This is a genomic window from Paenibacillus prosopidis, assembly GCF_003337375.1.
GTDB lineage: Bacteria > Bacillota > Bacilli > Paenibacillales > Paenibacillaceae > Pristimantibacillus > Pristimantibacillus prosopidis.
This window is the reverse complement of sequence record NZ_QPJD01000010.1, coordinates 246,073-267,267: the sequence shown is the minus strand read 5'-3', so window position 1 is coordinate 267,267 and position 21,195 is coordinate 246,073. Positions and strand designations below refer to the sequence as shown.

The window sequence follows — 21,195 nt, the reverse complement described above, 5'->3', positions numbered from 1 at the left end:
TTGTCTGTTCTCACTCATGTCGGACACCTCTTCTGTTCCTTATTGTTTATTATCTAGTGCTTCCAATGAGGTGTCCACTTTCCATGCTAGCATCAAAATTACCGTTAAAGCAGCTGACTAACCACACCGCAAGGCATACGACACCCCCCTGTATTTTACTGGGAGCTACCTGTCCCAAACAACTCCTTATCCAGTAAAGACATCTGCCCAATTATGATACATCCGGGATAAATGTCCAAACGCTTGCAGGCAAATTACATACAATAAAGTATACCGTACGGCGGGACAACTTTACGGAGCTGGCAGCCCTAAGTCGGAAATATCTATTCTGGGAGGAATTGGCATGTCCGGTGTACATGGAGGCTACACGACGACAGGTGTAATCCTGGTCTTGTTCATTCTTCTGGTCATCGTATCTAGAGCTGTTTTGTACTAATTAAACTACAAAACTATAGGAAAAACCGCCTTGAGCATAATGCTCCGGCGGTTTTTCATGTTTAGCTCCAAGCATATTCGCGCAGCGCTGCAGCTACGCCATTATCGCTGTTCGAACGTGCAACCGCATCAGCCGCCCGCTTTACTTCTTCAGGTGAATTGCCCATCGCAATGCCCATTCCCGCAAATTGCAGCATCGTAATATCATTATAATAATTCCCGATAGCCAGAATCCTGCTTCGATCAATGCCACGGAGATCCGCCAGCTGCTGAAGCGCTCTTCCCTTGTTGGCCTCCGCATGGTGCACATCGATGAAAAAGTCGCCGCTGCGGATCGACTTCAATAGCGGTGGCCAGCCCGCCCATTCTGCTTGTACTTGATCCATCTTATCCTTCGTTCCGAACGCTGTAAATTTAACTAGACCATTAGGCAATCCCAGACGGAAATCCTGGATCGCAGGCTTGGCTTGAAAACGGCTGTACATCTGTTCCGCTTCAGGCGTCCTGGTCTCAATCATCATTTCAAAAGCTGTATTCAAATCAAAATGAATACTGTGATTACGGCAATAGTTAATGAAGGGTAACAAATGATCTGGAACCACATCGAATTGATGCACGACCGAACGATCATCCGCATTAATCGTAGCCGCTCCATTATGCGTTATCAGAGTTCCCTTAAGCCCTAGCTCCTCCATTACGGGCAGCGCGCTCAGCGGACCTCGGCCTGTACATAATACGATTTGAGCTCCGCGGCTTGCTGCCTCACAGACCGTTTCCCGAATGTCTTTTGTCAGGATATGGTCATCCGTCAACAACGTTCCATCAACGTCTAACGCAATCAAATCATATTGCAATGACAATCCTTTCACTCCTATCCTCTATCTCTTTCTAGAACTATTCAGTCGTTCGCCTATGCATACGGAGAAGCTCTATTTCATCCTCCCTCAATTCCCGGTACGAGCCCTCCGGCAGCGATTCATCCAGCTGGAGCGGCCCCATCGATACTCTTTTCAAGTATACGACCTTTTTGCCGACAGCTTCAAACATTCTTTTTACTTGATGAAACTTACCTTCCATAATCGTAAGCGTTACCGTAGAGTAAATGTGCTCATCCCGCTGCTCACGATTAGCAATACGCAGCTCTGCCGGCATCGTGACATATCCGTCATCGAGCGTCACACCGGATGCGAACAGCTGCTTGTCCTGTTCTCCGACATCGCCTTGGACGAGTGCTTCGTATGTTTTGGCAACGTGCTTGCGCGGTGATAGCAGCTCATGCGCCAACTGGCCGTCATTCGTCAGCAGAAGCAAGCCTACTGTATCTTTATCGAGTCGCCCAACAGGAAAAGGATCCCGCAGCCGGTCTTCAAGCTCGAGCAAATCGATTACTGTACGCTCACGTCCATCCTCCGTTGCAGAAATGACGCCCTGCGGCTTGTTCAGCATAAAGTACACAATATTCCGATAAACGACCGGCTCCCCGTCAAAGGCAACCTCCGCTTGTTCCGGATCAATGATAAGGCCGCTATCCTTGATAATTCGGCCGTCAACAGCCACCTTGCCCAGCTTTACCGCTTTTTTTATTTCGCTGCGCGTTCCCAGTCCCATATGCGCTAGCAGCTTATCAATTCGCATGCGTTTGGTCATTTTACATCCATCTCCATCCTGCCGGCAGCTCATTTTTAATCATGCCTCCGGCATATTTTCCCCAGCCAATCGGATAACCGTCTGTGCAGACGAGTACATAACCTTTATTCGTCGCTCCTTCTTGTACGATAATCTCCGATTCCTCAACAAAAATCGTTTCCCCTTTTAAAAAACGAAGTGTTTGCGTCTCAGCTGAGCTCCAATTAACCGACCGGATCGCTTCTCCCCGTGTTAATCCCATTGCGAGCGGATGTGACGGCTCCATACGGCCGCGCCCCGCTTCTCCTACATACCAGCCCGCCCTAACGACTCTCAGGCCGTCTAAAGGAGGCATATCCGCCGGTTGAATATAAACCCTCGAGCCGTATGCGATCAATTTTCCAGGCCAATTTAATGCCCCTGAAGCAAACTGCTCAGCGGATAGCCGCCATAATTCAATCGGATTGGCATCTTCAGGAGCAGACCGAAAACTCGAATCCCGCCCTCCTGCTGCCTGTTGCTTGCTTGAACGACGATCATTGCTATACTTCTCCCGATTATCCCCGTTCCGCTTCAGGATTCCGCCTCTCAAACGGTTCGTTCCTTCATTGACGGCCTTCGTTTTGCTGCGAATTGGCAAATGCGCTTCTGGAAAATCTGCACCAGAAACCTTACCCTCTCCATTATCCGCTTTATTATTGACAGTTATCGTCAGTGTTTTGCCCGCGCGCTTTAGCACAGCCGCATAATGTCCTTCTCCTTCAATACGATGCGGCCATAGACGTAAAGTCCCATTGATGCTTTGCTGACGCTTAGCGTCAAGCTGAACATTCTCGCCAGCTAAATCCGCTCTGCCAGCCGCCCATCCGAAGCGATGCGGAACGGCTTCGACGATAAAATCCTCATGCTGTGCCAAAAATGCGGCTATTTGCTGCTCATTCTCTTCCGGTGAAAAGGTACACGTTGAATAAACGATGAGCCCGCCGGGCGACAGCATCGCTGCAGCATGATTCAAAATATCGCGCTGCATGACAGAACATCGCTCGACCGAATGCTTCTCCCAATCCGCGATCATCGTTTCGTCTTTGCGGAACATCCCTTCTCCTGAGCATGGCGCATCGACCAAAATCCGGTCGAACCACTCCGTGAACACGGGAGCAAGCGCAGCCGGCTCTTCGTTTAGCACAACAGCGTTGCGGACGCCTGCAAGCTCGATATTTTTCGCTAACGCCTTTGTTCGTTCCTTGGCGTTATCATTCGTAACAAGCACGCCGCTTCCTTGCAGCTTTGCAGCTATTTGCGTCGATTTGCCCCCTGGAGCCGCGCATAAGTCCAGCACGCGATGTCCAGGCTGTACATCCAACAGCTCAACAGGGGCCATAGCGCTAGGCTCTTGAATATAATATAAACCCGCATGATAATGGGGATGCTTGCCCGGCCGCTCGCCCTCGTTATAATATAATCCATCCTCCGCCCAAGGGACCGGCCTCGCCTCACCGCTTTTGGAAGACAGCTCTTTCCACTGCTGCACGTTCAGCTTCAAACGGTTTATTCGCAGACCGTATACACGCGGGGCATCGTAGGATGACATAAAATTGTCGAATTCCGTTCCGAGCAGCTTTTCCATTTTCTCTATAAACTTACGCGGCAAATTGCCGATCATACTGATTTCCTCCTGCCAATTATCCTCGATGTCGGTGCTCTTACATACTCATATGGCTTTGTTATATAATATATTAAAGTAAGGACATGCCGTTTCAAAGGCTATTGTCCCACAATCCCGTTTCGGAGGTAGACACACTAATGAAAAAGAAACAAAAGTTCAAAATGATTTATGTGTACATTGCAATTGTCGTCATTCTTTTCGGTTTCATATTTGTTTTGAACAACAACGAGAAAGTGAATGCCTTGTATGACAAGCCTGTCTCCGAATTGAATCCGGCAACCCGCGAGCTGCTTGATGATCCTAACTACCAGAATATCATATTACCGGCCGAATTGGACAAGATGGTTGCCGATAAGGAAGATTTCTTCGTCTACCTGTTCGCGTCCGACTGTCCGCATTGCAAGAATACGACACCGCAATTAATGCCGCTGGTGGACGAGCTCGGCATTGATTTGCCGCAATTTAATTTACGTGAGTTCCCAACCTATTTCAACAAATACAATGTCGAATATACGCCGACGCTCGCCTATTTCAAGGATGGTGTGCAAGTTGCCGAGCTGGAAGGCGGTCTTGCTCCGGAAGGAACGACGGAAGGATATTCGCTTGATGATTTCAGAGCGTTCTTCAACAAATATTCAGGAGCTGAAACGAAATGATGAAGCGTCAGCGCCTATCGGCCGAGCAAGCAGCAGCTGAACAAAACAGCTCACGAATTCGCGGCTTCATGTATGCCATGCTGCTCGCATTCGCCTTCATCACGCTGCTTTCCGCATGCAGCCTGTCTGATGATGAGAAGGATGGCGCTGAGCATATGCACGGATCGGAAACATGGGAAACGACGGCATCCTATGACGAGCTTCCCGCCTTTCTATCTGACTACACGCCTCATACGAGCGAGCTTTATGCAGCGGTTAACGACCATGCTCATATTATGAGCGGTATCAATTGTTATTGCGGCTGTATGGACGGTGTGGCGGTGGAAACGCCGCACGACTCCCTGCTTCGGTGTTATGTAGCGGAACACCCTGCTGATGAAGGCAGCGTAACTTGGACCAGCCATAGTACAAGCTGCGGCATTTGCAAGAAAGAGATGGAGGACGTCATCGCCTTAAGCAAGCAAGGCAAGACAGTGGACGAAATACGCGATGCCATCGATGCCGCGTATAAACCGAAGAAGTCCAGCTGACTTGTCTTGCCTACTGCAAAATATGGTTGAGCAATCTCTGCTCAACCTTTTTTATTTTCAAGCAAGACTGTCACTTTTTTTCCCAGATGTCGAATCACTCTACCGGTGTCCATGAATAAAAAAAGAAACCGCCTCCCGGTTATCACCATAAGAGTCAGTTCCTTTATTTGCTTTGCCCTAAACAATGATTGGCTTTAATGTCTTGCCCATTAATTTTGATTGCCTTTTTTGGCTTTCCCAATCGCTGTTTGAATATCGAGCGACAATTGAGTCAGCCCCTGATAATCTTCCTTCTCGAACAATTCGTTGAATTTCATCTGGAACTGGGCAGCCTCACGTACGCGGTGATAGAAATATAAATCTTGAATGCCGTTTAGTACCTTTGAAACCACATTGGATTGCTCCTCAAATTCCGTTTGCGCGTCCAGAATTTCTTTGCGGATGCTCGTCATTTCCGTATCGAGCTGGGATGCGGCTTCTGCAGCTTTTTTCAAACGGTTTCGGACATCCTCCGGCAAGCTTTCTTTAAACTTATAATTTAAAGAATGCTCGATCGTTGCCCAGAAATTCATCGCGAGCGTACGTATTTGAATTTCGGCAAGTACGATTTTGTAGCCGAGAGCGGTTTGAACGGGATATTCCACAATCATATGGTAACTGCGATAGCCGCTGTCTTTGAAATTCGTAATATAATCCTTCTCATATACAAGCGATAAGTCTTTACGAGAACGGATGAGACTTGCTACGCGATGAATATCATCGACAAATTGGCACATAATTCGAATTCCTGCAATGTCTTCAATACCCGTATCCAGCTGATCTGCAGGAACGTTCAGACGTTTTGCTTTCTCCAGAATGCTGGAAATTCTCTTGACTCGGCCGGTGACAAATTCAATCGGTGCGTAAGCTTCTCTTATCTTCAGTTCACCCCGCATCGTCTTAAACTTCACTTTCAGTTCCTCAACCGCTTGTTCATAAGGCTGTAAAAAAAGATTCCAGTCTCTACCGTCCATCCGGCCGCCTCCTGTTCTTAACGATGATCTGCGCCTACAGCCTCGGCAATATTGCGATAGCCGTCCTTTCGTAAACACTCCTTCAACCCGTTCGTTAATTCGCGTAGCAACCCTGGCCCCTTATAGATGAGCGCTGTATAAATTTCAACCAGAGAGGCTCCCGCGCGGATTTTATCGTATGCATCTTGTGCCGTAAAAATGCCGCCCGAGCCAATAATCGGCATTTTGCCGCCTGTCTGCCGATAAACGGCGCGAATGACCTCTGTCGAACGGTCACGCAGCGGCTTACCGCTAAGTCCTCCTGCTTCGCCGGCATTCGCATGTTGAAGCCCTGTCCGTGATAAAGTCGTATTCGTAGCAATAATGCCCGATACACCGCTTTCCATAATGGTTGCAACCGTAAGCTCCAGCTGCTCATCAGTCATATCGGGTGCTATTTTGACAAGAACCGGCTTTACTTTCTTTCCTTCTTTCGCCGCTTGGCCGTTCATTTCCTTTATTACCCCGCCAAGCAGGTTTCTCAGTTCCTCTCCATGCTGGAGATCCCGCAAATCCGGGGTGTTCGGGGAGCTGATGTTTACGACAAAGAAATCGCCATATGTATATAAATCCCGGATACAAGTCCGGTAATCCTCATGCGCCAATTCATTCGGCGTCGTTTTGTTCTTTCCGATATTAACAGCGACAGGAATCCGGTTAATTTTACGTCGCGCTAATCGCTCGGCCATTGCAGCGGTACCTTCATTATTAAAGCCCATCCGGTTAATGAGCGCTTCATCAGGAGGAAGACGGAACAGCCTCGGCTGCTCATTGCCAGCCTGTCCTTTAGGCGTTACGGTTCCTACCTCTGCAAAGCCAAAGCCAATGCTGGAGAAGCCGTCCGCTGCCTTGCCATTCTTGTCTAGTCCTGCTGCTAATCCTACAGGATGCGGAAACTGCAAGCCGAACAGCTCCGTAGCAAGCTCCGGCGACTGTGCTACGCCGTACATTGCATGCATCAATCCGTTTAGACCTGGTACCCGTCCGCCCGCAGAGAGCCCGTCGATAACGAGGTGATGGGCTTTCTCAGGGTCCATACGAAAAAAAATAGGCTTTAATATTGAAGAATAAAGCAACTTATTCACTCCGATCTCAGATGTATGTTCTATCTTGACAGTTTATCTTTTTTGAAACAAAAAGAAAAGAGCTTAAGCTGCAATCACAAGCATCCGTTATATTGCGGCCTATCAAGAAAACGATTACAATGGTAGCATAATAATAATAACTATGAAACAGAGAGGTTGATTGTCGATGAGCGCAGCAAAAAGAAAGCCGGCAACGATGAAAGTAAAACCGAAGGAAGAAGTAAACAAAAAAGCGTTGATCTGGATCGGCTCTATTGTCGGCGTTATCATTATCGCAGTCTCCGTGCTTCTGATTTTCAGCTCGTAAACCAGCTTACGTGAACTATTGATATACCCAGCCAGAACTCTTGAAGCAAGAGTATCAAGCACAAAAAAAAGCTCTCCTCCGCCGCATAATCTGGCGAAGAAGAGCTTTCTTTGTTATTCATGATTAGTTATTAAATGGCTCATCTGCAATTTTGATTGAATCCGTCGGGCAGCCGTCAGCTGCATCCTGCAAATCGTCATACAAATCTTCAGGAATCTCAGTATTGCCTTTGTTTCCGTCCGCTTTATAAATAACCTCTGCTAAGCCTTCATCGTCATAATCATAAATGTCAGGAGCTGTAGCTCCGCAAGCTCCACAAGCGATGCACGTATCTTTTTCTACCCAAGTAAACTTAGCCATGGAAATTCCCTCCCAATAAAATATACGGAATAATCTCGTCTCTATGCTGTTAAGCTTCATTCATCAATATATAACAAACTATCGTCCTTTTGCAAGGATGTCCCGCGAATTCGTTTATTCCTAATCAAGGTTGAAGGGTCATCTCCCAGCATCCCGGCGGTTAACACCGCATCCTCGCCAAATTTATCCCGAAGCTGATCCATCGCTTTCGTCAGCGCTTCCTTGCGCGGCTGCTGCTCGTAGCTGAATAAATCAAGCTGCAATGCGGTTTCCTCCAGCAGCGATAGATTTTGCAGCGTTACACCTAGCAAACGAATCGATTCCCCGGCATTCCAATGACGGTCGTATAGCTTGCAGGCTTCCCTGTAAATATCATCGGTCGACTGGGTAGGCGCATCAAGCGTATGCGAGCGGGCAATCGTAGTCATATCCGGCTTGCGAATCGTAATTTGAACCGTCATAGTCACAAGCTTCTGTCTTCGCAGCCTCCGGCCAGTCTGGTCAGCCAGATTAAGCAAGACGCGGTAAACATCCTCGCGCGCTGTAATGTCACTAGGGAGTGTCGTCGTATGTCCGATCGATTTATTGCGCTCCCTATTCGGGTTCACTTCCGAATGATCGATGCCGTGTGCGGCTGATTTCATCCACGAACCGACTACGCCAAAATGCTTGATAAGAAACACTTCGTCCGTCATTGCCAATTGTCCAATGGTTCGAATATTGAGCTTCTCAAGCTTTGTTGCTGTCTTTTTTCCAATTCCAAACAACGTATCGCACGGCTTTTCCCATAGCACCTTTTTCACATCGCGAATTCGCAGCACTGTAAGTCCATTCGGCTTCTTCATGTCCGATGCCATCTTGGCAAGCAGCTTGTTGGGCGCTAAACCAATCGAGCAAGGCAGCGACCATTCCGACGAAATACGCTCCTGAAGCGACTCTGCAATTTCAAGCGGTGAACCGAACATTTTCGACCCGGTAATATCCATATAACACTCATCGATTGAAACAGATTCCACCAGCGGGGTATATTGCCTTGCTATGGCCATAAATCCATGCGAATATTTGCGGTACAAATCGAAATCGGGCTTTATCAAAATAAGCTCAGGGCACAGCCTCAGCGCCTGCCGCACGGTCATTCCGGTCTTGATCCCTTTACGTCTAGCCGTGTACGAGCAAGTAACCAGAATGCCTTTACGCTGCTCGACGCTGCCCGATACAGCGGTCGGCCTGTTCTTATATTTCTCCGGTTGCTCCGCTTCATGCACGGAACAGTAGAATGCATTCATATCCAAATGAATAATGACCCGGCCTTTGGCTGGATAATGTTCATTTACGTTTACCATAACCGCTCATACACCGCCTATCCGATGCAGTAACCCTACATATTCTTGCCCAAACCCAGCATACAATTCGAATAGGGTCAAGTCAACGCGCTGTCAAAGATAGGACAAAAATTACAACTCCCCTCTCTACTTTCAGACCAACAAGTGTTATAATAGTAAATTATGATTTGAAAAGGCTATCAGTGAAGGAGGCGTCCCGATAATGACAACAAACATTTCAATCTTTGATACGACGCTGCGTGACGGTACACAAGGTGAAGGGATCAGCCTGTCGGCGGATGACAAGTTAAAAATTGCCCAGAAGCTCGACGCGCTGGGCGTTCATTATATTGAAGGCGGCAATCCGGGAAGCAATAGCAAGGACATTGAGTTTTTCCAAAGGATCAAAGCATTCAACCTAAGCGCCAAGATTACTGCATTCGGCAGTACGCGCCGCAAAAACAGTCTTGCCGAGCAGGATGCAAGCCTTGTACGGATCGCCGAATCAGGCGTTCCCGCAGCAACGCTTGTCGGTAAGTCATGGGACTTCCATGTACATACCGCTCTTCAGACAACGCTTGAGGAAAATCTGTCGATGATCTATGATTCGGTCGCTTTTCTGAAGCATAACGGCATGGAAGCCTTGTTCGACGCGGAGCATTTTTTTGACGGCTACAAAAACAATCCCGAATATGCGATCGCAGTATTGAAGAAAGCCCAGGAAGCAGGCGCTAATTGGCTCGTGCTATGCGATACGAACGGCGGGACGCTTCCTGGCGAAATCCATGATATCGTCACTCGCGTTCGCCAGGAACTGATTGCTCCAATAGGCATCCATACGCATAATGACTGCGAGCTGGCAGTGGCCAACTCCCTGGCTGCTATTCAAGCCGGAGCGCGTCAGGTTCAAGGGACAATTAACGGGTATGGCGAACGCTGCGGCAATGCAAACCTTTGCTCCATCATCCCGAACCTGCAAATCAAGATGAACTACAACGTTTTGCCGGAAGACAAGCTTCGCACCTTAACGGGAACAGCACGTTACGTTAGCGAAATCGCTAATGTTCACATGCCTGTTGGCCAAGCATACGTAGGTAATGCCGCATTCGCTCACAAAGGCGGCATTCACGTATCCGCTATAATGAAGGATTCGAAAACTTATGAGCACATTAAGCCTGAGCTTGTAGGCAATAAGCAGCGTATTCTCGTGTCTGAGCTTGCCGGACAAAGCAACATTATATCCAAGGCGCAGGAGCTTGGATTAGACGTTAACGCGAACAATGAGAAAACGAAGCTCATCATGGATCAAATTAAAGAGCTTGAGCATCAAGGCTATCAATTCGAGGGCGCTGACGCTTCCTTGGAGCTGCTGCTTCGCGAAGCATTTGGCGGAGAGTCAAAGGAGCTTTTCAAGGTTGAATCGTTCAAAATGCTCGTAGAGAAAACGAACGGTCAAATGATTTCCGAGGCTATTGTAAAAATCAACGTAGATGGACAACAGGTATACACAGCCGCTGAAGGCAATGGACCGGTTAATGCGCTTGATAACGCGCTCCGTAAAGCGCTGGTACAGTTTTATCCGAAGATCGAGAACATTCATTTATCCGACTACAAAGTGCGCGTCATTGATGAGAAGGACGCTACTGCCGCTAAAGTGCGCGTTCTCATCGAATCGACCGGTCTCGATAACACTTGGAGCACAGTCGGCGTATCGAATAACGTCATTGAAGCTAGCTGGGAAGCGCTGGTCGACAGTATTCGTTATGCTCTTCTGAACATGGTTAAGATAGACAGTGCCCATGCCGACCCACAAGATCGCATCGGACTCGTGAATCATTAAACAAGAAGGGCCGCCTTAGCGTTAAGTAACGCTAAGGCAGCCCTTTTTTTTCATCCTCTTACAACCACTTTTCAATTAACCGCTCCCATTCCTCAAACGTAATGACGCCATTAATCCGTTCTCTGATAACGCCGTTACTATCAATGAGAAAGCTCGTCGGAAACGTATCGACCTTGTATTGCTTCGTCACATCGCCTACACGGTCCATCAATATCGGAAACGTAAATTCATACTCATTAACAAACTCGCGGGCAGCCCGCTCCTTGTCGTATTTCGTAGCATTTATACCGTATAGCTGAATTACATCACCGTATTTCTCATGTATACGCTGCAAATCAGGCGCCTCCAGCTCACATGGTCCACACCAGGATGCCCAGAAATTTACGAATGTTAGCTTACCCTGCTTGCCGCCAATCTTATAAAACTTTTCATCAAGTGAAGGAAGCTCGAAGTCCGTTGCCTTATAACCCGCCTTCGGCTTAAAATCAGCGGCTGGAGCAGCCATAGTAATGGACTCCGGATCGTTATTTATATATTGAAATACAGCTAATCCAGCAAATACAAATGCAATCGTAAAAAGCGTAATGACGCGTTTCATGGTGTACCTTCCTTCTTTTTCAATTTCAACTGCCTACATGGTACCATGCACCGAATGGAAGCTCAAGGCGCAGGGTACATTAGCCATAAAACTGCCACGATTGACGAGTAGGCGGCTCCTTGTAACTGCAGCCCAAAATGACTCCAATTTTCCGCTTTTGCCCCTCGTGCTCGGAAATTCGATGCTTCTTCCTACTGATTTGGCCAAGCATATGAAGCTGTCGAATATCAATCCGTTCATAACTTTATTTTCGGTTACTTAAGGGATTATCATACCACTCATTGGATATTGGTCAGATCGCGTTAAACGAAAGACAGTTATCATCCCAGCCTGAGCGATATACGGCGCAGCAGGCGTGATGGCGGGCTTGGGCGGGGTATGGGGAGCATTCCCCATTATAATCTCTTCAAGAGCTGTACAGGGCCTTGTAGCTGCAGAAACAGCTCCTATCGCAATGGCTCTCGTTGGAGATATGTATAAGGGTTAGCGCCTACCGAAATTAATCGTTATACTATAACTATAAGCTTCATAATAGGGAGGCGCTACCATGGAAGATACGCAATTGAAAGGCATCATCACCAAATCTGCTTATGACCGGCTCATACAAATTTGTATCGATGGGATGCCCTTAGAAGCATGCGGAATCGTTGCCAGCAGCTTCGCAAACTCTGTTTCCTCATCGGATCCGACTGAGGCAGCGGGACTCCTTCCTGTTATCGACACCATTATTCCAATTAAAAACACGCATGCCAATCCAAGCTGTGCATTTGCTTTCGACCCGGCTGAATGGACCGCTGCTTATTTTGAAATGCAAACAAACCGACAATCGCTTGTCGGTTTGTTCCATTCCCATCCTCGTACGGATGCTATCCCATCGTCCAGTGACACCGAGGGTTTTTTGCCTGCATCCGAGCTATCGTATTGGATTGTATCCTTACGCGATATAGACGCCCCGCACGTGCAGCCTTATCGTCGTACACAAGGAGAATTTGTACCTCTTCGGCTAATGCTTACTTAAGTAAGCATATAAATCGCCGAGCGTCGTAATATTTCGTTCTAAAATACGTGCCAAGTAGTTTTGCCACAGCTTAGCTGTCATAATGGAATCCTGAAGGGCATGATGCCGCTCTGTAACCGGAATACAACAGCTCTCAAGCAATTCATCTAAACTATACCCATCCAGCTTCGGCTCCAGCCATTTCGCCACCATCATCGTGTCGAGCACACGATGATTTAAGTTAACCTTAGACGTCCTCCAAAGCGCGGCATTAAGAAATTGCTTATCGTGTCCGGCTGCATGCGCAATGAGCAAACGTCTGCCGACAAACTCCATGAAGTCATGGAGCACCTGCATTAAGTCAGGAGCATCCTGTACCATCTCATTCGAAATGCCAGTCAACTCGGTAATCGCTTTAGGAATTTTCCGCTTCGGATTGACGAGACTGTAAAAGGTTTCACTCTCCGCTAACTCTCCGCCGCACAGCTTAACAGCTCCGAATGAAATAATCTCATCACCGTTTGTCGGATAAAAACCCGTCGTCTCCAAATCAAACACGACAACCTCAAGCTCACGAAGCGGTGTATCCAGCATGGACTGCTTTCGCTGCTCCTTGTTGACATTGCGAATGAACGCCATCTGCTGCGCATTTTGCGAGCCTAGCATAGACGCGATGGCAGGTGTAAATCCTCCCATTTTATATAGGTTCCACATCCGACCGACGCCTTTTTGTTCCTTCATTCATTCTTCACCGCCCTACTTGAGCCTGCCCATAGTTTGCTTGAAAACCGCACGTTGCAGCTTCTTGCCGAGCCTTAGACTACTCTTAAGTTCATCCGTCATTTCCTTCGTAAGCTTACGGCTTGACAGCTTGCCATTATTTGCGTATAAACCGTTTGCCCTTTGCTCCTTTGTCATCAGCCTCAATCGCAGAAACAATCGAAATGCTTGGTCATATAACGCAGCGTCTGCCACGGACATTTTGCCGGCCTTAACAAGCATTCTTATTCGTTCCAACGTGGCCGTTTCCCGAATACCCGTTTGAATGGACATCAAGCGAATTGAATTGACCATCGGTATATAAGCGCCATATTTTATGTCTAAGCTTCCTGCATCCACACCGTACTGTTCCTTCAGCAGTTGGCCGAAAATACCCAGCAGCACCTTGTGCCGCATCGTATTGTCAAGCATGCGCTGTATAATGATAGGATGATTTAGCATATCGGTAAAGAACAGATCCTTTAGTGCGTCCAGCAGCCGTTCTTCCCCATAAACACATCGTCCGTCAGCGATAATAAGCAAATAACGAACAGCTTCCCAGGCCGGCTCCTTGAACCAACGGTCCAGCTTACTGCCCCATTCCGACAAGGATAGGCACCATTCAGGATTACTGCTTAGTACGTTTCCTTCACAAGGCGGATATCCAACTTTTTTAAGATGAAAAACAATAAGCTTACATAGCTCTTCAAAATATTGCTTTACCTCTGCTGAATCAGACACTGGATCCTCATAGACAACTCCGCTATCTTGATCGCTAGACAATGTCTGCTCTTTCCGACCGCCGCTGCCGAACAATATATACGCGTAAGGCACGGGAGGAGAACCCATCCCCAACCGTGCCATTTCCGCTTCTGCGAGTATGACCGAGCGCTGTATTACAGCATCGTGCACCTCATTCAATTGTTCATTAAATTGTTCGACCGGACGCGTTGGGAGAAGAGCTTCCATCTGCTCGTGTACTTGATCCCGCAAGCTCCGCAGCTCTTCCACATGATCGGCTGCGCCAATCTGCCCCAGCAGCTGCATCCGCACCGGATCACTCATGCGATGCCCTCTCCCCTCGGTCAGTCATTCAAGATGAATTCCATTAACTATGAATATTTTGTCCAGCTTTTTTCATTTGCTCCGGATAACCGTAAGCGCCATGCTCGCTAAGGTCCAGACCGATAATTTCTTGCTCTTCCGTTACGCGGAAGCCCATGATAAGTTTCATAATGCCAAGAACAAGGAACGATACTGCAAGTACGAATGCGCCGACTACTACTACGGATTCGAATTGTACCCAAAGCTGTTTCCAGCTGCCTGTGTCGATTATACCACCTTGACCTATACCTACTTTTTCAGCAAGCGCTTGTGTAGCGAAGATACCGTTAGCTAGCGTACCCCAGATACCAGCAGCACCGTGAACGGACAATGCATAGATTGGATCGTCAACTTTGATTTTCTCGAAGAACTTCACGCTGTAGAATACAAGCACGCCAGCTACAAGACCAATCACTACCGCAGCCCAAGGAGCAACGTATGCGCAAGACGCCGTTATTGCAACTAGACCTGCAAGCGTACCGTTCAGCATCGTTGTAATGTCTGCTTTACCTGATACTGCCCATGAAATAAGAAGTGCTGCTACGCCGCCCGCGCCTGCTCCGAGCATCGTGTTGAAAGCTACATATCCGAAGAAGCCGTCACCGATTGCTACTGTACTGCCCGCATTGAATCCAAACCATCCAACCCAGAGAAGCAATACGGAAAGTGCAGTAAATACTTGGTTATGTCCCAAAATTTCGTTTGCGGAGCCGTCTTTGTTAAATTTGCCGATACGCGGTTTAAGAAGAACAGTAGCCGCGAATGCTGCAAGTGCACCTGTTAAGTGAACAACCGTTGAGCCTGCAAAGTCTTGTGCTCCATCTTCCGCAAGCCAGCCGCCGCCCCAGATCCAGTGAGCAACTGTAGGGTAAATAATAGCAGAAAAGAATATGGTGAACACAACATACGAGGAAAGCTTAGCACGTTCTGCGAAACCGCCCCATGCGATCGAAAGTGAAACGATTGCGAATGCTAGTTGGAAAAGGAAGAATACGGTGCTTGGATAATTTTCTCCTTCGCCTGCAGCGACTGAAGGATCAAAGAAGAAATTACCCCAACCGAACAATGCGTTCAATGCACTGTCACCGCCAAATGAAATACCATAACCGACTGCCCAATAGATTAAAGTTGCAAGACCAGCTGTGAAAATCGTTTTGCCTGCAACGTGACCAGCATTTTTCATACGGGTCGAGCCTGTTTCAAGAAGAATGAATCCGCCTTGCATTAGTAGAACCAGTACGAATGAAACCATAATCCATAGCGAGTTCAAACCCATGTTCAATGTTGCACCGGAAGGATCCTCTGCGAATGCCATTGCCGGGAATAGAATTGTTAAAGCGCCTAAAGCTAACATCATTTTCTTTACCATTACGACCACTCCCTAAATGTTATGTTCCCTTACATGAGAGGAAAGACTTAATGTCATTATAGTCAGTAGTGCTCAATTTGACAATATGTTTTCTATTGGTATTCAAAAAAAATCTAACGTTCGGCATAAAATTCAACACGAACGTTAAGTTTTTTAACAAATTCAACCTAAAATTGGTCAAAGAAGAGTCTCATTCTTCGCATTTTGGCTTTTGATAGGCATAGATTCTTAATTTTATGCATAGTCGGCTCTCTAGTTACATAGTCATGTAACACGTTTGACTGTACGGTGACTTTCCTATTATCATGAGTAGTATAGATGTTTAATTTCTTTCTTTGATGAGAGAAACCGCAGTATAAGGAATCCGAACGAATGGAGGAATGCATATGTATCGAATTGGAGAGCTGTCCAAGCTTGCGAATATCAGTCCGCGGACAATTGATTATTACACCTCACTCGGGCTTATCGAACCGGCGGAGCGTTCGGCTAAAAACTACCGGCTCTATGCTCATGAAACCTTGTTGCGCCTGGAACGTATTGAACAGATGAAAAAAGATAAATATACGTTAGATGAGATAAAAGCTACTTTAGAAAGCTGGAGTAAAATTACACCAGAGGAGCAAGTGTCGCGTAAGCTGACAGACCTGCAGCTTCATTTAAGTCAACTGGAGCGTGAAGTAAAGGAGCTGGAGCCGGTCATCAAGAATCTGAAGCCGCGTCAAGCTAACCGCCTTTATACGCGTTTAATGCCTCAGACAGCGGCTTGCATTGAAGCACTCATGCTCCTCATTAACAAAAGCTCCCTCATGTAATGGTATATTATCACATCATAATAATGGAGGAATGACTCAATGCTTTTCTTTCACCCGATGGACTTTCTCATCCTGATCGCCTTCGCTCTTACGATTTGGGCTCAATTCCGCGTAAAGGGAACGTTCAATAAATGGGCCAAGGTGCAATCAGCCAGAGGCCTCACCGGCTATGAGGCAGCAAGACGGATGCTCGACTCGAACGGACTCCACAATATCCCTATCGAGCCGGTACGCGGCATGTTGACGGACCATTACGATCCGATTCACCGGGTTGTTCGTTTGTCAGAGCCGGTATACTACGAAAACTCGATTTCAGCCATTTCTGTTGCTTGTCACGAGGTTGGACACGCCATTCAACATTCGGTTCACTATCCGATGCTTGTGCTTCGTCACCGTATCTTCCCGGTTGTCAACTTCGCTTCCGGAATAGCTCCTTTCCTGCTAATCGCAGGCTTTCTATTCAGTGCGATGAATCTTGTTGGCCTGGGTATCATTTTCTTCTCAGTCGCCGTAGGCTTCCAGCTCATCACATTGCCTGTCGAATTTAATGCAAGCAGCCGTGCCAGAGACCTGATGATTGCCGAAGGCTTTATCTCGAATGATGAAGAACGAGGCGTGGCTAAAGTACTTAATGCGGCAGCTCTAACGTATGTTGCGGCAGCGCTCATTTCCTTGCTTGAGCTGATTAAGTACATTATGATCTTCACTTCCAGCAGAGAAGAGTAATTTATAGAATTAAACAAAGAGGAGCAGTGCCGCATGGTCAATCATGACCATCGGAACTGCTCCTCTTATTATTGTGACTCCTGAATACGTTCTTGAAAATAACGAAGCAAGAAGGCGTGAAACACCTTTGCCACTAACGGCAGCTTCTCATTTGTACGTCTAATGAGTCCGATTGTTCTTGTTACTTGAGGCTCCGTTACCCTAACCTTCGCCGGCTGAAGCGGTCCAGTATAGTGCAGGGCCATTTCCGGCAGCAAGCTTACTCCCATCCCGGCTGCAACCAACCCGCGGATGGTATCCGTCTCTTCACCTTCAAAACCGATCTTCGGCGTAAACCCAGCCTCCTGGCATGCCTCCCAAACTATTGGACGGAGCGAATATCCTTCGCTGAACAGTACGAAGGTCTCGTCCTCCAGCTCCCGCAGCTTAATCGACTCTTCTTCCGAGAAGCGATGCCCTGGCGGTAATATCGCATACAGCTCCTCCGTTAGCAGCACTTCACCGCACACGAATTCATGCTCATCAGGAAAAGGAGAAATAAACGCAAGATCAATATCCCCCTTAATCATATCGCGAATGAGAGTAGGATACATGCCCTGTTTGAATCGAAATTTTACGTTTGGATGCTGCTTACGGAAAGCCGCAACAACCTGGGGTATTAATGAAATACCCAGACTATGCGGGAAACCAAGTCTTATCTCACCTTTTTCGGGATCAAGAAATTCATGTATCTCAATAACCGACCTTTCCAAATCGGCCAAAATCACTTCAACGCGCTTCAGAAACAATTGCCCAACCGGAGTAAGCTGCAGGTTTCTCCCCTTCTGAACAAATAATTTAACGCCAAGCTCTTCCTCAAGCTGGTGAATTTGACGGCTTACCGCCGACTGTGCAACGTGCAGCTCCTCCGCAGCCTGCGTTACATGCTCTTTTTTTGCTACTTTTACGAAATAATGAAGCTGACGAAGTTCCATATCGGTTGGTTTCTCTCCCGTAAATAAATAATTTTTATGTCTGGCGGCGCTGTCTCCGCGCTTTGGCGCGGTCTAATACATTGTAGAGCAGGAAGCCCGCAAGCGCGCCTCCAATATGAGCCCACAAATCGACTCTCGGCACAAGCAAAGAATAGATAACCCCAAAAATCAAAATCGTATAGACTGTTTTACGCGAACTCTCATCGAGCTGAGGCTTACGGAACAAAGAAATGTATAAAAACGCGCCGTAAACGCCGTAGATCGCCCCTGAAGCCCCTACGCCGACATGGGTTAAGGTATCCCGCTCAACAACATTCACCAACGCACTCATTCCATTGCCTGCTATGCCGCAGAGCAAATAGAATAAGGCATATTTGGAAGATTTCATAAGACGCTCTAACGGCGGTGCGAATACGAGCAGCGCAAACATATTGTAAAGAAGATGCTCAAGCCCGGAATGCATAAAAATAGACGTTATATACCGCCACGGCTGTAACATACCATACGGATCTTCGGGATATTTAGTGACAAAAGCACCGAAGTCAACTACATGGTAAACGTTATTCATATTACCGCTCCATGCCGCTACGATAAAATAAACGATATTTAAGGCAATAAGCGCAGTCGTGACAGGAAACAACCGAATATAGGACCCAAAGCTTTCATATCGTAAAAAAATCATTTATTCTCCCCCTTTTCTCTCCAATAATTGGACAACCTCGTTTCATTACGATTATAATAAATCTGGTATTAACCAATCAATTTAGAGGAGGAAGTTTATCCATGACACAAGAACGTAATGGAGTTGCCACATTAAAAGGTAACCCGATCACATTAGTTGGACCAGAATTGAAAGCAGGAGATCAGGCTCCTGATTTCACCTTAAACAAATCGTTGGTGGAAACTGTTTCCTTGAAGGACTACTCCGGTAAAATTAAATTAATTAGCGTTGTCCCTTCCATCGACACTGGCGTTTGCGATGCGCAAACTCGCCGTTTCAACGAAGCTGCAGGCTCGCTTGGCGATAACGTTGTTGTTCTAACTGTCAGCGTTGACCTTCCGTTCGCGCAAGCCCGCTGGTGCGGTGCTGCAGGCGTCGACAAGGTTGTTATGTTGTCTGACTACAAGACGCACAGCTTCGGTGAATCGTACGGCGTTTACATTAAAGAGCTAGGTCTGGATCAACGCTCGATCTTCGTAGTCGATGCTGACGATAAAATTCAATACGTTGAATATTTACCGGAAATGACTGAGCATCCAAACTATGAGCAAGCGATCAACGCTGTAAAAGCGCTTGTATAGTCCCCATTAACAAAGCTCAATTATTCACATATTGCAAACAAAAGCGAGTGAAGGACATCCTTCCTCGCTTTGTTATGTATTAACTATTTACTTTAAATGCGGCAAGCTTCTTATCAAGTGTGCGGTACAGTTCAAGAATAACTCTGTAATTTGATCCAAGATCCCCTAACGAGCCGCGGGATGCAGAATAAATATCGACCGCAGATTGAAGCGGGTTAACACTAATGACGGAAACCGTAATGTCCATCGTCCTTCCAAATGCCGTTCGTTTCTCCAGTACAATCTCCCCAACCGACTGCACCTCATGAAGCACCTTATAGCCTTGCATCTTCTTAAGAGTGGATATCACTTCTTCCCAAGCCTTGTCTTTCGACAGCTTATAGAAATGAGATTTGAGCATTGGATCCTTGGCTCTGTCGCCAGTCTGTTCTTGACTACGCAGCAGCCCGATCAAGGTCCGCTTCAACAACTACGATCACCCCTCCGGCATCTATGTACATTACTCTATATGATACCATGATTTGTCCCATGAAAAAAGAGCTCTCACCGGATTTAACCGGCAAATGCTCTTCATTTGTTAATAAGTACCCGCCTATGCCGTCCGACTCACTTGTTTCTGAACCCGCTTTCGCAGGTGGGTGACCGCAGAACCGCTTTTGAGATCCCTTTTCGGGGGCATGTCAGCTACGTTTCGATTTAGGTCTCCCGTGAAACAGCCATTGGTTCAAAACAGCGTAAAGCCGCAACGAACATCGCAGGAGGTATTGCTATTATAGAACGAACTACATTAAAAGTAAACTTAGTCGGTATGTTATTTACTGGAGCTGTTCGAATCATCCTTCAAAAGGTCTTCGCGGTCAAGCTCTGCTGCTTTCTCCGCCTCTTCTTCCTCAGCAAGCCTCGCTTTTTCTGCCTGCTCCTGCAGCTTCTGATAAATCAGATGAAAGTTCCAGAATGCTAAATATGCGATGATGCTGCCCATAAAGAATGGGATAAGGAACGTAAACTTTGTACTGAAATACATGACAGCTCCACTCATAATGGCAGTCGACAATGAACGAAACGGTTTACCTATCGTAATGAGAACCGCGTTTTTCAATAATTGAAACGTTTTCATATGATAGTGGACAAGCATCGAGAAAAAATTAAATAACGATACAACGAGCAGTACCAAAAAGGCGATGAAAATATAAGAAAGCAAATTCAATTGTTCGCGATAAACAATGAAATCAACAATCATAATGGTTAGCAGGATAGTATATATAATACCGCCAAGCATGCTTTGCTTATAATTTTCTTTGTAACCCCGGAAAAACGTTTTGAACAGAGCAACATCACTTTCCCCCATCACCCATTTGCGGGCAACTGCAAACATGGCTGCAGTAGCCGGAAACAACGTGAATGGAGCTATAACTGCCATTGCAATTAGAGCGGAATACACTTGAGTGGGATCCGTTGACATAAGTAAACCCCACGCGAAGAAAACGAAAGGAATAGAACAAATCAACCACAATACATTTATGACCGATAGCCGCATGATCCACTCGGAAATTCGGTAAAATCCACCCATTAGCCCTCTTGGTTCCATCGGATCTGCCTCCAGAAAAGTAAGATTACTCCCACGATTTAATCAAAAAAGAACCGAGGAGGTTCGGATGCCCGCAAGGCATCACGG

At 46.9% G+C, this 21,195-nt stretch carries 24 protein-coding genes and 1 other RNA gene; 9 read left to right on the top strand and 16 right to left on the bottom strand.

All coding sequences use genetic code 11. The features are described 5' to 3' along the window. The first annotated feature begins 343 nt into the window (after positions 1-343). Positions 344-436: a sporulation protein YjcZ gene (locus DFP97_RS17550; protein WP_114381484.1), complete on the top strand. Its 93-nt coding sequence runs from the start codon at positions 344-346 to the stop codon at positions 434-436. Positions 437-497: 61 nt separating this feature from the next. Here the strand turns inward: DFP97_RS17550 and DFP97_RS17545 are convergent, their stop codons facing one another. Genes DFP97_RS17545 through DFP97_RS17535 form a run of 3 tightly spaced genes read right to left on the bottom strand, consistent with a single transcriptional unit; the run spans position 498 to position 3,724 of the window. Continuing rightward, positions 498-1,304: a Cof-type HAD-IIB family hydrolase gene (locus DFP97_RS17545; protein WP_342773280.1), complete on the bottom strand. Its 807-nt coding sequence runs from the start codon at positions 1,302-1,304 to the stop codon at positions 498-500. Positions 1,305-1,329: 25 nt separating this feature from the next. Beyond that, positions 1,330-2,082, bottom strand: a complete 753-nt coding sequence (locus tag DFP97_RS17540) for a pseudouridine synthase (RefSeq protein ID WP_114381483.1) — start codon at positions 2,080-2,082, stop codon at positions 1,330-1,332. Position 2,083: 1 nt separating this feature from the next. Continuing rightward, positions 2,084-3,724 (bottom strand): RsmB/NOP family class I SAM-dependent RNA methyltransferase, encoded by a 1,641-nt coding sequence (locus DFP97_RS17535; RefSeq protein WP_114381482.1) that lies wholly within the window; start codon positions 3,722-3,724, stop codon positions 2,084-2,086. Positions 3,725-3,864: 140 nt separating this feature from the next. Between DFP97_RS17535 and DFP97_RS17530 the strand changes: the two genes are divergently transcribed. Continuing rightward, on the top strand, positions 3,865-4,383 hold the full coding sequence (locus tag DFP97_RS17530; protein ID WP_114381481.1) for a thioredoxin family protein: 519 nt from the start codon (positions 3,865-3,867) through the stop codon (positions 4,381-4,383). Continuing rightward, the gene (locus DFP97_RS17525; protein ID WP_114381480.1) at positions 4,380-4,913 is read left to right on the top strand and encodes a PCYCGC motif-containing (lipo)protein; all 534 of its coding nucleotides are present in this window, start codon (positions 4,380-4,382) and stop codon (positions 4,911-4,913) included. Before DFP97_RS17530 ends, DFP97_RS17525 begins: the two co-directional genes overlap by 4 nt. A gap of 209 nt (positions 4,914-5,122) precedes the next feature. On the opposite strand, the gene yjbM is transcribed toward DFP97_RS17525, so the two are convergent. Together yjbM and DFP97_RS17515 are read right to left on the bottom strand one after the other, a co-directional pair. Continuing rightward, positions 5,123-5,926 carry a GTP diphosphokinase gene (gene yjbM, locus DFP97_RS17520; protein WP_114381479.1) on the bottom strand — a complete coding sequence of 268 codons (804 nt, stop codon included), beginning with the start codon at positions 5,924-5,926 and terminating at the stop codon, positions 5,123-5,125. Positions 5,927-5,943: 17 nt separating this feature from the next. Next, complete coding sequence (locus tag DFP97_RS17515; protein WP_114381478.1) at positions 5,944-7,041, bottom strand: quinone-dependent dihydroorotate dehydrogenase; 1,098 nt, start codon at positions 7,039-7,041, stop codon at positions 5,944-5,946. 175 nt (positions 7,042-7,216) lie between these two features. Here DFP97_RS17515 and DFP97_RS30790 point away from each other — a divergent pair, with 175 nt between their 5' ends. Further along, a complete protein-coding gene (locus tag DFP97_RS30790; RefSeq protein ID WP_181873564.1) occupies positions 7,217-7,357 on the top strand; it encodes a hypothetical protein in 141 nt (46 codons plus the stop codon). A 123-nt stretch (positions 7,358-7,480) separates the two neighbouring features. Here the strand turns inward: DFP97_RS30790 and DFP97_RS17510 are convergent, their stop codons facing one another. After that, positions 7,481-7,717, bottom strand: a complete 237-nt coding sequence (locus DFP97_RS17510; RefSeq protein WP_114381477.1) for a ferredoxin — start codon at positions 7,715-7,717, stop codon at positions 7,481-7,483. A gap of 56 nt (positions 7,718-7,773) precedes the next feature. Continuing rightward, complete coding sequence (locus tag DFP97_RS17505; protein WP_114381476.1) at positions 7,774-9,060, bottom strand: DNA polymerase IV; 1,287 nt, start codon at positions 9,058-9,060, stop codon at positions 7,774-7,776. Between the two features lie 202 nt (positions 9,061-9,262). Here DFP97_RS17505 and cimA point away from each other — a divergent pair, with 202 nt between their 5' ends. Next, positions 9,263-10,879, top strand: coding sequence for a citramalate synthase (cimA, locus tag DFP97_RS17500; protein ID WP_114381475.1), 1,617 nt, complete (start codon positions 9,263-9,265; stop codon positions 10,877-10,879). Positions 10,880-10,937: 58 nt separating this feature from the next. On the opposite strand, the gene DFP97_RS17495 is transcribed toward cimA, so the two are convergent. Continuing rightward, positions 10,938-11,477, bottom strand: coding sequence for a TlpA family protein disulfide reductase (locus DFP97_RS17495; RefSeq protein ID WP_114381474.1), 540 nt, complete (start codon positions 11,475-11,477; stop codon positions 10,938-10,940). Between the two features lie 547 nt (positions 11,478-12,024). On the opposite strand from DFP97_RS17495, the gene DFP97_RS17490 reads away from it, so the two are divergent. Beyond that, a complete protein-coding gene (locus DFP97_RS17490) occupies positions 12,025-12,495 on the top strand; it encodes a M67 family metallopeptidase (RefSeq protein ID WP_114381473.1) in 471 nt (156 codons plus the stop codon). Here the strand turns inward: DFP97_RS17490 and DFP97_RS17485 are convergent. Genes DFP97_RS17485 through DFP97_RS17475 form a run of 3 tightly spaced genes read right to left on the bottom strand, consistent with a single transcriptional unit; the run spans position 12,481 to position 15,706 of the window. Continuing rightward, positions 12,481-13,215: a 3'-5' exonuclease gene (locus tag DFP97_RS17485; protein WP_114381472.1), complete on the bottom strand. Its 735-nt coding sequence runs from the start codon at positions 13,213-13,215 to the stop codon at positions 12,481-12,483. The two genes, DFP97_RS17490 and DFP97_RS17485, sit on opposite strands and share 15 nt — an antisense overlap. Before the next feature lie 15 nt (positions 13,216-13,230). After that, on the bottom strand, positions 13,231-14,298 hold the full coding sequence (locus tag DFP97_RS17480) for a DUF294 nucleotidyltransferase-like domain-containing protein (protein ID WP_114381471.1): 1,068 nt from the start codon (positions 14,296-14,298) through the stop codon (positions 13,231-13,233). 43 nt (positions 14,299-14,341) lie between these two features. Then, entirely contained in the window at positions 14,342-15,706 is a 1,365-nt protein-coding gene (locus tag DFP97_RS17475; protein ID WP_114381470.1) for an ammonium transporter, read from the bottom strand. 380 nt (positions 15,707-16,086) lie between these two features. Between DFP97_RS17475 and DFP97_RS17470 the strand changes: the two genes are divergently transcribed. Then, the gene (locus tag DFP97_RS17470; protein ID WP_114381469.1) at positions 16,087-16,518 is read left to right on the top strand and encodes a MerR family transcriptional regulator; all 432 of its coding nucleotides are present in this window, start codon (positions 16,087-16,089) and stop codon (positions 16,516-16,518) included. A 39-nt stretch (positions 16,519-16,557) separates the two neighbouring features. Then, entirely contained in the window at positions 16,558-17,244 is a 687-nt protein-coding gene (locus DFP97_RS17465; protein WP_114381468.1) for a zinc metallopeptidase, read from the top strand. Between the two features lie 68 nt (positions 17,245-17,312). On the opposite strand, the gene gltC is transcribed toward DFP97_RS17465, so the two are convergent. Together gltC and DFP97_RS17455 are read right to left on the bottom strand one after the other, a co-directional pair. After that, a complete protein-coding gene (gene gltC / locus DFP97_RS17460) occupies positions 17,313-18,218 on the bottom strand; it encodes a glutamate biosynthesis transcriptional regulator GltC (RefSeq protein ID WP_114381467.1) in 906 nt (301 codons plus the stop codon). A 34-nt stretch (positions 18,219-18,252) separates the two neighbouring features. Further along, positions 18,253-18,900, bottom strand: coding sequence for a rhomboid family intramembrane serine protease (locus tag DFP97_RS17455; protein WP_114381466.1), 648 nt, complete (start codon positions 18,898-18,900; stop codon positions 18,253-18,255). Positions 18,901-19,001: 101 nt separating this feature from the next. Here DFP97_RS17455 and tpx point away from each other — a divergent pair, with 101 nt between their 5' ends. Then, positions 19,002-19,520 (top strand): thiol peroxidase, encoded by a 519-nt coding sequence (gene tpx, locus DFP97_RS17450; protein ID WP_114381465.1) that lies wholly within the window; start codon positions 19,002-19,004, stop codon positions 19,518-19,520. A 79-nt stretch (positions 19,521-19,599) separates the two neighbouring features. Here the strand turns inward: tpx and DFP97_RS17445 are convergent, their stop codons facing one another. The 3 genes from DFP97_RS17445 to DFP97_RS17435 all read right to left on the bottom strand — a co-directional run bounded on the left by DFP97_RS17445 (position 19,600) and on the right by DFP97_RS17435 (position 21,108). Continuing rightward, positions 19,600-19,989, bottom strand: a complete 390-nt coding sequence (locus tag DFP97_RS17445) for a DUF1499 domain-containing protein (RefSeq protein WP_114381464.1) — start codon at positions 19,987-19,989, stop codon at positions 19,600-19,602. A gap of 112 nt (positions 19,990-20,101) precedes the next feature. Continuing rightward, a non-coding RNA gene (gene ssrS / locus DFP97_RS17440) (6S RNA) lies at positions 20,102-20,284 on the bottom strand. Positions 20,285-20,331: 47 nt separating this feature from the next. Further along, positions 20,332-21,108 (bottom strand): YesL family protein, encoded by a 777-nt coding sequence (locus DFP97_RS17435; RefSeq protein ID WP_114381463.1) that lies wholly within the window; start codon positions 21,106-21,108, stop codon positions 20,332-20,334. Positions 21,109-21,195: the final 87 nt, after the last annotated feature.

Coding starts and splice junctions, on each gene's coding strand:
- DFP97_RS17530 (WP_114381481.1), top strand. CDS start 3,865: ATGAAAAAGAAACAAAAGTTCAAAATGATTTATGTGTACATTGCAATT.
- DFP97_RS17465 (WP_114381468.1), top strand. CDS start 16,558: ATGCTTTTCTTTCACCCGATGGACTTTCTCATCCTGATCGCCTTCGCT.
- tpx (WP_114381465.1), top strand. CDS start 19,002: ATGACACAAGAACGTAATGGAGTTGCCACATTAAAAGGTAACCCGATC.
- DFP97_RS17525 (WP_114381480.1), top strand. CDS start 4,380: ATGATGAAGCGTCAGCGCCTATCGGCCGAGCAAGCAGCAGCTGAACAA.
- DFP97_RS17475 (WP_114381470.1), bottom strand. CDS start 15,706: ATGGTAAAGAAAATGATGTTAGCTTTAGGCGCTTTAACAATTCTATTC.
- DFP97_RS17435 (WP_114381463.1), bottom strand. CDS start 21,108: ATGGAACCAAGAGGGCTAATGGGTGGATTTTACCGAATTTCCGAGTGG.
- DFP97_RS30790 (WP_181873564.1), top strand. CDS start 7,217: ATGAGCGCAGCAAAAAGAAAGCCGGCAACGATGAAAGTAAAACCGAAG.
- gltC (WP_114381467.1), bottom strand. CDS start 18,218: ATGGAACTTCGTCAGCTTCATTATTTCGTAAAAGTAGCAAAAAAAGAG.
- DFP97_RS17480 (WP_114381471.1), bottom strand. CDS start 14,298: ATGAGTGATCCGGTGCGGATGCAGCTGCTGGGGCAGATTGGCGCAGCC.
- DFP97_RS17455 (WP_114381466.1), bottom strand. CDS start 18,900: ATGATTTTTTTACGATATGAAAGCTTTGGGTCCTATATTCGGTTGTTT.
- DFP97_RS17470 (WP_114381469.1), top strand. CDS start 16,087: ATGCATATGTATCGAATTGGAGAGCTGTCCAAGCTTGCGAATATCAGT.
- DFP97_RS17540 (WP_114381483.1), bottom strand. CDS start 2,082: ATGACCAAACGCATGCGAATTGATAAGCTGCTAGCGCATATGGGACTG.
- cimA (WP_114381475.1), top strand. CDS start 9,263: ATGACAACAAACATTTCAATCTTTGATACGACGCTGCGTGACGGTACA.
- DFP97_RS17490 (WP_114381473.1), top strand. CDS start 12,025: ATGGAAGATACGCAATTGAAAGGCATCATCACCAAATCTGCTTATGAC.
- DFP97_RS17510 (WP_114381477.1), bottom strand. CDS start 7,717: ATGGCTAAGTTTACTTGGGTAGAAAAAGATACGTGCATCGCTTGTGGA.
- yjbM (WP_114381479.1), bottom strand. CDS start 5,926: ATGGACGGTAGAGACTGGAATCTTTTTTTACAGCCTTATGAACAAGCG.
- DFP97_RS17535 (WP_114381482.1), bottom strand. CDS start 3,724: ATGATCGGCAATTTGCCGCGTAAGTTTATAGAGAAAATGGAAAAGCTG.
- DFP97_RS17495 (WP_114381474.1), bottom strand. CDS start 11,477: ATGAAACGCGTCATTACGCTTTTTACGATTGCATTTGTATTTGCTGGA.
- DFP97_RS17550 (WP_114381484.1), top strand. CDS start 344: ATGTCCGGTGTACATGGAGGCTACACGACGACAGGTGTAATCCTGGTC.
- DFP97_RS17505 (WP_114381476.1), bottom strand. CDS start 9,060: ATGGTAAACGTAAATGAACATTATCCAGCCAAAGGCCGGGTCATTATT.
- DFP97_RS17485 (WP_114381472.1), bottom strand. CDS start 13,215: ATGAAGGAACAAAAAGGCGTCGGTCGGATGTGGAACCTATATAAAATG.